We start from the raw sequence: 12,962 nt of genomic DNA, 5'->3' as shown, positions 1-12,962 counted from the left end.
AGAAAACGTTTGCAAAGCGCGTATCGAATTAACATAATCTCAACAATGAGTTAAAAAAAACTCTCAAAAGTTATCATGCGTTTAAAAAGCGTTTACCTGGCGGCACCTTTGCACTTTGAGCGTTTCTTTTTACAGCCGTTTGGCGTCCAATAGGGGCATTAACGTCCATTGCCCTTAAGTGACCGTATGACAGACGCGAAGAAACCTCAAAAACAGCCCAAAGCAAACGCTACCGCCGTCGCAAAGCTGGCGGGCGTATCGAAATGGACGGTATCACGCGCCTTTACGCCGGGAGCCTATGTTGCTCCGGATACCAAAGAAAGAATCATGGCCGTAGCCGCCGAACTGGGCTATCGCCCCAATTTGCTGGCCCGTAGTTTGACGAAAAGAAATACACATATCATCGCCATCGCGATGGATGAATTTAAAAACACGCATGCCATGAGAATTCTGGATGCCGCTACAAAGCAGCTGCAGGCCAGAGGATATCTGGCGCTGGTGCTGAATATCACTGCCGGTGATGACTATCAGTCAGTGATAGAGATGGCGGACCAGCTGCAGGTTGACGGCATTCTGTTTTTCGCCAACACGCTCAGTAACGAACTGTTTGAAATTGCGCACAGCCTGCACTCAGTGCCGCTGATTCAGATCTGCCGCAACAGTGAAGAACACCGCAACATCGAGAACATCAATATTGATGGCTTCCAGGCGGGGCGCGAAATTGGCCAGCTGCTGATAGCGCAGGGCTATCACCGTTTTGGCTATATGAAAGGGCCAGATACCGACTCCGGTCACCTGCTGCGTATGGACGGTTATCAGCACGAGCTTTCGTTAGCTAACCTGAACGTCGACCTGATGCTGCTGGCGGGCAAATATGAGCGTAAAGCCGGCTATTCCATCATGAAGGACTATCTGCTGAACACGCCAGCAGATCAGCGGATTGACGCCATTTTCTGCGAAAACGATATCCTGGCGATTGGCGTGCTGGAAGCGCTTTACGAAGCGGGCGATATCAACAGCATAGCCGTGGTGGGATTTGACGGCATAGATGAAGCGGATTCTCCGGTCTGGAACCTGACGACTTACGATCAGCAGACTGAAAAACAGATTAGCGAAGCGGTGAATCGCCTGACGGGCGAAAATAGCGATGAGCAGGCGGCCTGGCGGACAGGTAAATTAATTTTACGCAAGAGCCATATAAAACGTTAATTCAATTCAGCCCGTGCCGGTGGTGCGGGCTGAATAATAAACTGGTTACCCTGCAAAAATAGTTAACCTTATTGAACAATATAACTAATAAAAAATTTCACGTTTACTTTTAATCAAAACATCAGGAATTGCTATGCCAGATACCATGTCCAACACCCCTTAATTTTTATCGTTAAGTGACAGTCCATTTCATAACTTTTGTCTCCTCAAGAGTCGAATTAACTCGTCGCTAAAAAAATAATGCCTCTTTAAGGCAGCTTTTTTACTTTGTTTTAAACAGGGTAGGGTTTTTATTGCCTTTTTTCTTCACGGATAAAAGCAATAACAATCATGCTATTAAAGGAAAGAGATATGAACAGAAGAGAAGCGATCTTTTCTATTAGTTCACTGGTAGCTTCGTTAACGGTGGCAACTAAGCTCAACGCGAAAGAGTTGCATAACGTTCCGCTTGATACCCGGCTTACCCCCGACGCGCTGCCCGTTCCGGCAATGCAGGGCGGATACCGTATCCTGACTAATGAAACCGATCGCAAAAATCTGGCGGCGATTTTCGACCGCCTTATTCCTGCCGACGATCACGGCCCTTCAGCAACGGAAGAGGGCGCGATTGAGTTTCTCGATGACCAGCTGGCGGGCGACTACGGCTCCGGCGCGGCACTCTATCTGGAAGGGCCACTCCATCCTGAAAATGAAGAAAAATTGATGGGTAGCCCACAATTTTTGGCTTCGCCGCGCGAGCGCTACATCACCGGCCTGAAAGCGCTGGAAGCCTGGGCTCAGCAGAACCACCACGCCTCTTTTTATACCCTTAACGCGGCGGACATTGACGCTTTCCTGACCAACATGGAAGCCGGAAAAATCAATCTCGGCGCAGACGTAAACAGCCAGGCCTTCTTTGAGCTGATGCTGCAAAACGTTCGTGAAAGCTATCTTGCCGACCCACTGTATGGCGGCAACAAAACGATGGCCGGCTGGAAAATGATCGGTTTTCCTGGCGCGCGTTATGACTACCGGCAGTACGTTGATCGTCGCGGTGAAAATTTACAATTAATTCCTGTCAGTTTGATCCCTAAAGACTGATTTCTGGAGCTGAGTCAATGTCACAAATTAGAAATAAAACCGATGTCGTGATCGTCGGATTAGGCTGGGCCGGATCGGTCATGGCAGAAGAATTAACGCGCGCTGGCCTTAACGTGGTGGCCATTGAGCGTGGCGCCTGGCGCGATACCTCTACCGATTTCCCGGTTGCCGTCGATCCGGATGAACTGCGCTGGCACACCCGTCGTCAGCTATTGCAGCCGATGAGCGTTGAAACCACTACTTTCCGTAACAACACCAGTCAGGATGCCGCGCCGGTTCGTAACTGGTCTGCCTATCAGTTTGGTTGGAACGTCGGCGGAGCGGGTACGCACTGGGCGGGCATGTCATGGCGTTTTTCCCCGTGGGATTTTGAAGTCGCTACCCAGACTCGCGAACGCTACGGCGCGGCGAAAATGAAAGACCTGCAGCTGCAGGACTGGGGCGTTACCTATGCCGAAATGGAGCCTTTTTACGACCGCTTCGAACGCATCGCCGGAACATCAGGTATCGCGGGCAATCTGCAGGGTAAAACGCAGCCTGACGGCAACCCGTTTGAAGGGCCGCGCAGCCGCGATTATCCAACGCCGCCGCTGAAAGATACCCACTGGCTGCGCAAGTACCGCACGACCACGCAAGGCATGGGCTACCACCCGTTCACCATTCCTGCGGGCAACCTGTCCCAGTCCTACGTCAACCCGCTGGGCGTGACGATGGGGCCGTGCACCTACTGCGGTTTTTGCGACTTCCACGGCTGTGGCAACTTCAGTAAATCTTCGCCTCAGGCCTGTATTCTGCCTGCGCTGATGCGCCGTCCGAACTTTACCGTACTGACCGAAACAGAAGTGCTGCAGGTTATCAAGCATGAAGACGGCAAGACGGCCAAGGGCGTGCGCTTTATCACCAAAGAAGGCGTAGAGGGCTTCCAGCCGGCGGACGTGGTCTGCATCACCGCCTACCAGATGGATAACGTGCGCATGATGCTGCTGTCCAAAATCGGTGAGCCTTACAATCCGGAAACCGGTCGCGGCACCATTGGCCGTAACTACAACTATCAGAGCTGCTCCTCGGTTACGGGCTTCTTTGACGGCGAGTTTATGAATCCGTTTATCGGCGGCGGCGCGCTGGCGGTACAGATTGATGACTTTAACGGCGACAACTTCGATCACAGCAAGCTCGACTTTATCGGCGGTGCCGGGATCATGGCATACAACACCGATGGCCGTCCGATTCAGCATATGGACAGCCTGCGTACCGGCACCAAACGCTGGGGCAGCGAATGGAAGGCAGGCTACGCGCGCGATTATCAAACCGCCGCCACGATTTTCTGCCAGGGCACCTCAATGCCGGTACGCGGCGCTTACCTCGACCTCGATCCCGTCTATAAAGATCGCCACGGCCAGCCGCTGCTGCGCGTGACCTTCGACTGGAACCAGAACGACGTCAGGATGGTGAACTACGTGACGGATAAAGCCAAAGCCATCATGAAGGAAGCCGGGCCAACCGCTACCATTTTTGAACGCCAGACCGACAGCAGCTGGAACCCTTATCTGCAGGAAAGCTCGCATACTATCGGCGGTGCCGTGATGGGCGCTAATCCGCATACGTCGGCGGTGAATACTTATCTGCAAAGCTGGGATGTGCATAACGTCTTCGTGGTGGGCGCGTCAGCGTTCCCAAATAACGGCGGCTATAACCCAACGATCACCGTTGGCGCACTGGCTGTACGAGCCGCGCAGGCAATCCATCAGACCTATATCAAAAACCCTGCTCCGCTGGTAAAGGCCTAACGTGATGAAGAAAAAGACAATTAGCTATAGCCTGGCGGCGCTGGCCGTCTTAGCGGGCATTGGTGTTTTTGGCAGGCTCTGGGTGGTGATGGACAGCTCACGCTCAAGCGTTGCCGATGATAAGGTCCAGCTCGCGGATTTCCACAGCACCGATGCAGCGGCGATCAAGCGCGGTGAATACGTTATGCGCCTGAGCGATTGCGCAGCGTGTCACGAGCAGAACTTTGCCGGGGGCTACAAAATCTCTACGCCGTTTGGCGAACTGCAAACGTCCAATATTACGCCAGACCGGGAAACCGGTATCGGTAAAATGACGGAGCATGACTTCTTTAACGCGATCCGTCTGGGACGCGGTGAGAAGGGCTTCCTTTATCCGGCGATGCCGTATACCGCCTATGCCAAACTCAGCGATCGGGATATGCACGATCTCTGGGCCTATGTTTCAACGATGAAGCCGGTAAAAAACAACATCGATGAAAACGGCGGCATGAATTTCCCGTACAACATTCGCCTGGCGATGGCGGGCTGGAACCTGCTGTTTTTTGATAACAGCCCGTTCAAACCGGAAAGCCTGAAAACGGCCAGCTCCAGCGGCGAAGAGCTTGACCAGATCAACCGGGGTAAATATCTGGTTGATGGGCCGGCACACTGTAGCGTTTGCCATACGGCCCGCAACGCGCTGGGCGGCGAAATCGGCAGTAAATATCTTCAGGGCGGTCAGCTGGGTGCCTGGTATGCGCCAGATATCACACCAAACCCGCATACGGGTATTGGTGACTGGAGTAACGAGCAGATCATGCAGTATCTGAAAACCGGCTCGGATGGCCAGAGCGTCGCGGCTGGTCCAATGTCGGAAGCGGTAGAGCACTCGCTGCAATACTTCAACGATAAAGATCTGCACGCCGTTGCCGCTTACCTTAAACACCTGCCTGCGTCCAGTACGCCAGCGCAAGCGGCGTTTACCATGGATGAAACCAGCCGGAAAAAAGCCGCGCTAAGTTTTGAAGTGAACTGTAGCGCCTGCCACGGCGGCAAGGGAGAAGGCATCAGCGGCATGGTGCCGGCCTTTGCCGGTAACCGCTCAATGCTGAACGATCCGACCAATATGATTTCAGCCATGCTCAACGGAACGCGAGCGGCAAATACCGCCGATCGTCAGACCGCTGCCGGCATGCCTGCTTTCGACTGGAAAATGAACGATCGGCAGATGGCGGACATCCTGACCTACGTTCGCAACTCCTGGGGCAATCAGGCTTCGGCCGTGACGCCTGAGCAGGTTGCGGCAATGCGCAGTAAAACCAACGCAAGACAGCAGGTAACGGCGGATACCGGGAAATAATCCGGGTTTGTAGCAGGCTTTACGGCCTGCTCTGACTGCAACTAAACCTGCATCACGGCCCGCGGCACAGACGGCGCGGGCTTTTAACCTCTTTGCATACGCCTTTTACAGCGCGCTACCAACACTTCCTCTAAGCCCTTCAGCTCAACGCAACACAGAGTGACTAAGCTGAAAAAGCGCCGGTATCGCTAAATGGCGATTGCGAAAATCCTTTGCATGCGCTATTCCGTACGTTCCGGGCCTGTTTTCAACCGCGCCATTCTTATCTGCCATCTATTTTCACAGGGAAAGTTATGTCTTGTTATCAACGCCTGCTGCTGCTGACCGTGCTGGTACTGGCTGGCTGTAGTAATCAACCAGAAAAAAAACTGCCCGAGCGGCGTCCGGCTGAGGTTAAAGCGCAAATCAGAACGCTGCTGCCGGCCAAAGTCAGCGACCGTCAGGGCTGGACGGACGATATCTTTGTCGCCTTCAGCAGCCAGAAACTCGATCCTTCAGTCAGTAACGTTTGTGCCGTGATTGCCGTAGCCGATCAGGAATCTTCGTTTAATGCCGATGCCAGCGTGCCGGGCCTGCCGAAAATCGCCTGGGGCGAAATTGACCGCCGGGCGGGCAAGCTGCACATTCCTTCTTTTGTCGTGCGCACCGCGCTGATGATTAAGTCGCCAAACGGTCAAAGCTATACCGAGCGGCTGGATAAGGTGCGCAGCGAAAAAGAGCTGAGTGATATCTTTGACGACTTCATTAATATGGTGCCGATGGGCCAGACGCTGTTTGGCAAACTAAACCCTATTCATACCGGCGGCCCGATGCAGGTCAGCATCGAATTTGCACAGGCGCATGCCGAGGGCTATCCCTGGTCGGTTGCCGGTACCCTTCGTCAGGAAGTGTTCAGCCGTCGCGGCGGCGTCTGGTTCGGCACGCGTCATCTGCTCGGCTACCCGGCCAGTTACAGCCAGCCGCTCTATCGCTTTGCGGATTTTAACGCGGGCTGGTATGCCAGCCGCAACGCGGCGTTTCAGGCGGCCGTTGCCCGGCTGAGCGGCATTAAGCTGGCGCTGGACGGCGATTTAATTCAGTACGGTTCTGAGGCGGCCGGCTCAACGGAGCTGGCCGTGCGCTCGCTGCATTTGGGGATGAGCGACGGCGCGATTCGTAGCGCGCTGGATAAAGGCGAAACGCTGGCCTTTGAAAAAACCGATCTCTGGCAGGAAGTCTTTGCGCGAGCAGATAAAAACGCCGGAAAACGGCTACCGCGCGAGATGCTGCCCGGCATTAAGCTGGAAAGCCCTAAGATTACCCGTAACCTGACCACCGCCTGGTTTGCCCAGCGCGTGGATAGCCGTTATCAGAGCTGTCTGGCTCGTGGGCGCTAGTTAATTTCAATGCTTTTTAATTCGTCAATCAGCCAGCGCAGCGCGGGCTGATGATCGAAAAGCGCGTGCGTTAACAGCACCAGCTCAAAAGCGGGCGTTCCTTCCGGCAGCTGTAGCATGCGCAGCGGCAGCATCTTAACCAGCTCCTGAGCGATGCGTCGTGGAACGCACATCAGATAGCCCGAGGCGGCAGCCACTCTGCCGCCAACGGCATAGCTTTGTACCACCGTAGTGAGCGGACGATAGTGATGACGCTCGGCCAGCCAGCGATCGATATGATCGGCACCAGAGCTGACCGCAGGCAAATGGATCTGCGGCTCGGTGATCAGATGTTCGATCGCCAGCCGATCGGGCAGATCCTGACGCTCATTAGCGGCAATAGCGACATACTCATCGGTTAACAGCCGATGCTGCGTAAAATAGTGTGGAATATGCTGCAGGTTATCCACGCCGATAAAGGCGTCCAGCTGGCCCATTTCCACCCGCTCCAGCTTTATCCTTTCTGACAAAATATCGACCGATAAGCGTACGTTTGGCGCCGTGGTTTTAAAACGCGCGGTCAACGGCGGCATAAACAGAAACTCAAAATAGTCCACTGCGCCAATATAAAAGGTATGCGCATCCTTAAGCGGATCGAAGGGATGCGCGCCGCGCGTCGCCACATCCAGCTTATGCAGGGCATTTTCAATAATGGGAATGATCGACAACGCGTAGGGCGTCGGTTCCATTCCCTGCCGCGTACGAACAAACATCTCATCGTTCAGCTGTTCACGAATCCGACCCAGAGCGTGGCTAAACGCGGACTGGGTAATATTGGCCACGCGCGCGGCGCGGGTCACGTTTTTTTCTCTGGCGAGAATGGGCAGCAGCCGCAGCAGGTTAAGGTCGAGCATGACTATGCATCCTGTTCATTATTCCATGCAGATAATACATTTTATTCATATCTATGGGCATTGCTATAGTCGCTTAAGGAAAACTAATGAAATAACGAAAGGTGCGGATAATCAAAAGATTGGAGCCGGAAACCTGACCATCTTTGCGCTGCGCCGTCATGCAGGCTAATGCTGTTGTTCAATAAGGGGAGTCGTGAATGAGAAAAGTAACGCTGGCCGCCACGCAAATGGCCTGTAGCTGGGATTTGGATAAAAATATCGCCAGCGCGGAACGTTTGGTTCGTCAGGCGCATCGGCAGGGCGCGCAAATCATCTTAATCCAGGAACTTTTCGCCACGCCCTATTTTTGTATCGATCAAAGCCCGCAGCATTATGCGCTGGCGCAGGAGATTGAAGGCAGCCCGCTGGTTGCGCATTTTGCCGCGCTGGCCCGCGAGCTGGAGGTCGTGCTGCCGTTAAGCCTGTTTGAGAAGAGCAACAACGCTTATTACAACTCGCTGGTAATGATTGACGCCGACGGCACGCAGCTGGGGACCTATCGCAAAACCCATATTCCCAACGGGCCAGCCTACCAGGAAAAGCAGTTCTTTGTGCCTGGCGACAGCGGCTTTAAGGTTTGGGCAACCCGCTATGGCAAAGTCGGCGTGGGGATCTGCTGGGATCAGTGGTTTCCGGAAACGGCCCGCGCGCTTGCGTTGCAGGGCGCGGAGCTGATTTTCTTTCCTACGGCTATTGGCTCGGAACCGGCTTATCCGGATATCGACAGCCAGCCTCACTGGACGCGCGTGCAGCAAGGGCATGCGGCCGCCAACCTTATCCCGGTTATCGCTTCTAACCGTATCGGCACCGAGCAAAGCCAGAGCGTTGCCGGATTAGAAATGACCTTTTACGGCTCGTCTTTTATTGCCGATCAGACCGGCGAGCTGGTCAGGCTGGCCGGAAAAACGGAGGAGGAAGTGCTGACCTACACCTTCGATCTGGATGCCATCGCCAGCCAGCGCGCCGCCTGGGGACTTTTCCGCGACAGACGCCCGGAAATGTACGCCATGCTGGCAACCTCTGATGGCAAAGCCAGGAGCTGAATATGTCATTGCTTACGACACCGCAGGCCGATGGCTTTGCCATGCCCGCTGAATGGTCACCGCAGCAGGCTGTCTGGATAATCTGGCCGTACAGAAAGGATAACTGGCGAGCGGATGCACGCCCGGCGCAGCAGGCGTTTGCCGCCGTTGCCGCAGCCATTCTGCAAACCACCGCCGTCTTTATCGCCGTGCCGGAGCAAGATATGGCCGAGGCGCGGGCAATAATGCCCGCAAGGGCAACGCTGGTGGCGATAGAGAGCGATGATGCCTGGATACGCGACAGCGGGCCAACGATAGTGGTCAACGGCGCGGGAGAGCGTCGCGCGATTAGCTGGACATTTAACGCGTGGGGCGGTCTGGCTGGTGGGCTTTATGCGCCATGGGATCGCGATGAGGCTATCGCCAGCCAGGTTGCCAGCCACCACGGCTTGCCCTGTTATCAAACCGGGCTGGTGCTGGAGGGCGGCTCAATACATGTCGATGGGGAAGGAACGCTGCTGACCACGGCCGAATGCCTGCTTAATCCTAACCGTAATCCGCAGCTGGATAAAAACGCGATTGAGCAGCAGCTGCGCGACTATTTGGGCGTCAGCAAAATTATCTGGCTACCTTACGGCGTGTTTAATGATGAAACGGATGGGCACGTCGACAACCTGTGCTGTTTTGTTCGGCCGGGCGAGGTGGCTTTACACTGGACCGACGATCGGCAAGATCCGCAGTATGCCCGTTCGCTGGCGGCGCTGGAAATATTGCAAAACGCCACGGACGCGCGGGGAAGGGCGTTGAAAATCTGGAAAATCCCGGCACCCGGGCCGTTTTATAGCAGCGAAGAAGAGAGCAGCCAGATCCAGCAGGGTACGGCTATCGACAGACCGGCAGGCAACAGGCTGGCCGCTTCCTACGTTAATTTTCTGCTGACCAACCGGCAGATTGTCTACCCGCTGTTTGCGACGGAGACGGATAGCCTGGCGGCAAGCGTCCTGGGCGAAATGTTTCCCGGCTATCTCCTTACCGGCGTACCGGCGCGGGAAATCTTACTGGGTGGCGGTAATATCCACTGTATTACGCAGCAGATCCCGCTGTAGCAGAAAGAGAGGTAGCACCAGTCGGCATCGTATGTGATGGTTGGAAAGCGCGGCCCGTGCAGACCGTCGCTAACTTGTCGGAAAGCATGGCCCGTGCAGGCCATCGCTATCTTGTCGGGGAGCGTAGCCCGTGCAGGCCATCGCTAACTTGTCGGGGAGCGTGGCCCGTACAGACCTCGCTCTCTTATTAATCCCCGGCTGACGCCACTTTCATGCCGTCAGCCGAGACCTTATGCCGATTCCAGCCGGAACCGTTGCACCGTCTGCGCCAGCTGCTGCGCCTGATCTTCCAGCGATGCGGCAGCGGCGGACATCTGCTGTACCAGCGCCGAGTTTTGCTGCGTTGCGCCATCCATCTGGTTGACGGCCACCGTTACCTGGCCAATCCCCTGAGACTGCTCGTCCGAGGCATGCACGATTTCGCCGATAATGGTTTTCACCGAGTTGACGGCGGTGGTCATCTCCTGCATGGTTCTGCCCGCATCCTGCACCAGTGAAACGCCGGTCGTGACGCGCTGCGTCGATTCGCCAATCAGCGCGGAGATATCTTTTACCGCGTTGGCGCTGCGCTGCGCCAGGCTACGCACTTCTGCGGCGACCACCGCAAAGCCGCGACCCTGTTCACCAGCGCGGGCGGCTTCAACCGCCGCGTTCAGCGCCAGAATATTGGTCTGGAAAGCGATGCCGTTGATGATGCTGGTAATGGCGCCAATCTTCTGCGAGCTTTCGTCGATCTGCTGCATAATTTCCACTACCTGATGCACCAGCTGCTCGCCTCGTTTGGCAATAGTCGTGGCGTTATCGGTCAGCTCGGTGGCGCTATGGGCGTTATCCGCATTGTGCTTCACGGTAGCCGTAAGCTGTTCCATACTGGCGGCGGTTTCCTCCAGCGCGGCGGCCTGCTGTTCGGTACGCGAAGCAAGATCCAGGTTGCCGGAAGCTATCTCTTCCGCACCCTGGCGAACGGAGTCGCTGGCGGAAATAATTTCGCTAACCATAGTGCGCAGCTGTTTTTGCATGGTTTGCATGGCAAAGAAAATACTTTCCCGATCCTGTGCGCCAACCGGGATATCCGCCGTCAGGTTGCCTTCCGCTACGCCAAGCGCGATTTCAGCCGCCTGGACAGGCTCGCCGCCGACCGGCCTGGAGATTTTACGGCTGAACAGCACGCCCAGCACGGTGCAGACAATCACAATACTCAGCAGCATCATGATCAACGCATGCATCAGCTGGCGGTTAGCCTCGGCCATTACCGCGCTGACCGGCGCAACCACGCCCAGATACCACGGCAGCGGGCTATTGCCGATGTTAACCGGACGCCAGGTTTCCAGCACGTCTTCACCCAACACGCTGTCAAAATGCTGGACGACGTTTTGCGTAAAGCCGCTGGTTTCGCCCTTGTAGCCTTTGCCCGCCTCGGCTTTATCCGGGCTGGAGACCACCAGGCCCTTATGAGAAAGCAGCAGCGCGTAGCCGGTACCGTTATAAGGTTTAATCGCGCCCACGCTTTTTTGCAGCGCCGCGAGCGAAATATCTGACGTGGCGACGCCTTTTAGCTCGCCGTTATTCATTATCACCGCCGCCACCGAGGTGAGTAGCGTTGGCACGCCGTTATAGGCGTAGCTGTAAGGTTCGGTCAGCACATCTTTTTGCAGCTTCTGCGGGATCAGATAGTAGTCGCCCTGGCCTGGCGTAAAAATCGACTCCAGATTGTGCATGGCAAAGTTGCCCGCGCTGTCGCGATCGACAAAGTAGGCGAAACGGCCAGCGGGTGGCGTGCCGGGCTGGGCAGCGAATTCGGCGTCTTTGCCGTCGAACGCGTTGGCTTCAAAGATGAGCGAGAGCGACAGATAATCCGGGTTCTCCTTCATGGCGTATTTCATCAGCTGCTGGCCCGCTTTACGGTCGGTAATACCGGCCGCTGGCAAAGCAAGAACGCTTTGGCCCATGTCTCTGGCAACCGTCCGCGCATAGTCCAGCTGTTGCTGCACGCTAAGCGCGTTGCTTTCGGCTATTTCGCCCAGATACTGCTCGGCGATTTTGTGCTGCTGCTGGCTGGACTGCCAGCTTAGCAGGCCAATAGTGATGGTAAAACCGAGCGTGATCGTCAGCGCACCCGTCAGGAGCATCACGGTGCGGGTGCTCATTTTTCGTTTTTGGTATGTCGTCATCAGAAATTCCTGGCGTTGGTTAAAAGTATTCTGACTTCCCGGTAAGCTTTCTCCCTGTGTTCAGACTATCGGCAAAATTTGTGCAATCTTTACGCAACATAAAAAACCATCCCCACGCGGCAGGGCGAAGAAAGTTTTTTGTCACGAAAAAGCCTCTGCTGCGGCTGGCCCAACCTGCCCGGACTGTGCCAGACTTAGCAGTAAATTCACTAAGGAGAGCATCATGGAGAGATATCCTCGTTCCAATGGTTCCATTGTTTCAAATGCCACTACGGGCCTGCAGGCCTATATGGCGCAGGTATATGGCTGGATGACGTGCGGACTGCTGCTGACCGCCTTTGTTTCCTGGTACGCGGCGAGAACGCCAGCCGTCATGGAGCTGGTTTTCTCCAGCCGTATGACCTTTTTTGGCCTGATTATCGTGCAGCTTGGCCTGGTGTTCGTGCTGTCCGGCATGGTGCATAAGCTGAGCGGTGCGGTAGCAACCGGCCTGTTTATGCTCTATTCGGCGCTGACCGGCCTGACGATGGCGAGTATTTTCCTGGTTTACACCTATTCCTCTATCGCCAGCACCTTTGTGGTAACGGGCGGCATGTTCGGCGTAATGAGCTTTTGGGGTTACACCACTAAACGCGATCTGAGCCGCATGGGCAGCATGCTGTTTATGGCGCTGATTGGCATTGTGCTGGCGTCGGTAGTCAACTACTGGCTGAAAAGCACCGCGCTAATGTGGGCGGTTACCTATATCGGCGTGCTGGTGTTTGTCGGTCTGACCGCGTATGACACGCAGAAGCTGAAAAATATCGGTGAGAGTATCGATATGCGGGATAAAGAGAATCTGCGCCGCTACTCTATTATGGGTGCGCTGACGCTTTATCTGGACTTTATCAACCTGTTCCTGATGCTGCTGCGCATCTTTGGCAACCGCCGCTAGGAAAAT

The 12,962-nt window shown here is 55.2% G+C and carries 10 protein-coding genes; 8 read left to right on the top strand and 2 right to left on the bottom strand.

Annotated elements, in window-relative coordinates:
* Positions 1–186: 186 nt before the first annotated feature.
* The 5 genes from ACMGGR_RS14505 to ACMGGR_RS14485 all read left to right on the top strand — a co-directional run bounded on the left by ACMGGR_RS14505 (position 187) and on the right by ACMGGR_RS14485 (position 6,791).
* Positions 187–1,209, top strand: a complete 1,023-nt coding sequence (locus tag ACMGGR_RS14505; RefSeq protein ID WP_414147196.1) for a LacI family DNA-binding transcriptional regulator — start codon at positions 187–189, stop codon at positions 1,207–1,209.
* Positions 1,210–1,560: 351 nt separating this feature from the next.
* Entirely contained in the window at positions 1,561–2,289 is a 729-nt protein-coding gene (locus ACMGGR_RS14500) for a gluconate 2-dehydrogenase subunit 3 family protein (protein ID WP_246760413.1), read from the top strand.
* A gap of 17 nt (positions 2,290–2,306) precedes the next feature.
* Positions 2,307–4,076, top strand: a complete 1,770-nt coding sequence (locus tag ACMGGR_RS14495; RefSeq protein WP_246760414.1) for a GMC family oxidoreductase — start codon at positions 2,307–2,309, stop codon at positions 4,074–4,076.
* Position 4,077: 1 nt separating this feature from the next.
* The gene (locus tag ACMGGR_RS14490; RefSeq protein ID WP_414147195.1) at positions 4,078–5,415 is read left to right on the top strand and encodes a c-type cytochrome; all 1,338 of its coding nucleotides are present in this window, start codon (positions 4,078–4,080) and stop codon (positions 5,413–5,415) included.
* A 293-nt stretch (positions 5,416–5,708) separates the two neighbouring features.
* Positions 5,709–6,791, top strand: coding sequence for a DUF1615 domain-containing protein (locus tag ACMGGR_RS14485; RefSeq protein ID WP_414147194.1), 1,083 nt, complete (start codon positions 5,709–5,711; stop codon positions 6,789–6,791).
* On the opposite strand, the gene ACMGGR_RS14480 is transcribed toward ACMGGR_RS14485, so the two are convergent.
* The gene (locus tag ACMGGR_RS14480) at positions 6,788–7,684 is read right to left on the bottom strand and encodes a LysR family transcriptional regulator (RefSeq protein ID WP_414147193.1); all 897 of its coding nucleotides are present in this window, start codon (positions 7,682–7,684) and stop codon (positions 6,788–6,790) included. The two genes, ACMGGR_RS14485 and ACMGGR_RS14480, sit on opposite strands and share 4 nt — an antisense overlap.
* Positions 7,685–7,881: 197 nt before the next feature.
* Here ACMGGR_RS14480 and aguB point away from each other — a divergent pair, with 197 nt between their 5' ends.
* Positions 7,882–8,766 (top strand): N-carbamoylputrescine amidase, encoded by an 885-nt coding sequence (gene aguB, locus ACMGGR_RS14475; protein WP_414147192.1) that lies wholly within the window; start codon positions 7,882–7,884, stop codon positions 8,764–8,766.
* 2 nt (positions 8,767–8,768) lie between these two features.
* Positions 8,769–9,851, top strand: a complete 1,083-nt coding sequence (aguA, locus tag ACMGGR_RS14470; RefSeq protein WP_414147191.1) for an agmatine deiminase — start codon at positions 8,769–8,771, stop codon at positions 9,849–9,851.
* A 230-nt stretch (positions 9,852–10,081) separates the two neighbouring features.
* Here the strand turns inward: aguA and ACMGGR_RS14465 are convergent, their stop codons facing one another.
* A complete protein-coding gene (locus tag ACMGGR_RS14465) occupies positions 10,082–12,022 on the bottom strand; it encodes a methyl-accepting chemotaxis protein (protein ID WP_246760420.1) in 1,941 nt (646 codons plus the stop codon).
* A gap of 223 nt (positions 12,023–12,245) precedes the next feature.
* On the opposite strand from ACMGGR_RS14465, the gene ACMGGR_RS14460 reads away from it, so the two are divergent.
* The gene (locus ACMGGR_RS14460; protein WP_414147190.1) at positions 12,246–12,956 is read left to right on the top strand and encodes a Bax inhibitor-1 family protein; all 711 of its coding nucleotides are present in this window, start codon (positions 12,246–12,248) and stop codon (positions 12,954–12,956) included.
* Positions 12,957–12,962: the final 6 nt, after the last annotated feature.

This window comes from Erwinia sp. BNK-24-b, from assembly GCF_047456155.1.
Lineage (GTDB): Bacteria > Pseudomonadota > Gammaproteobacteria > Enterobacterales > Enterobacteriaceae > Erwinia > Erwinia phyllosphaerae.
Note: the sequence above shows the minus strand (reverse complement) of the source record. Positions and strands in the feature narration are given on the sequence as shown.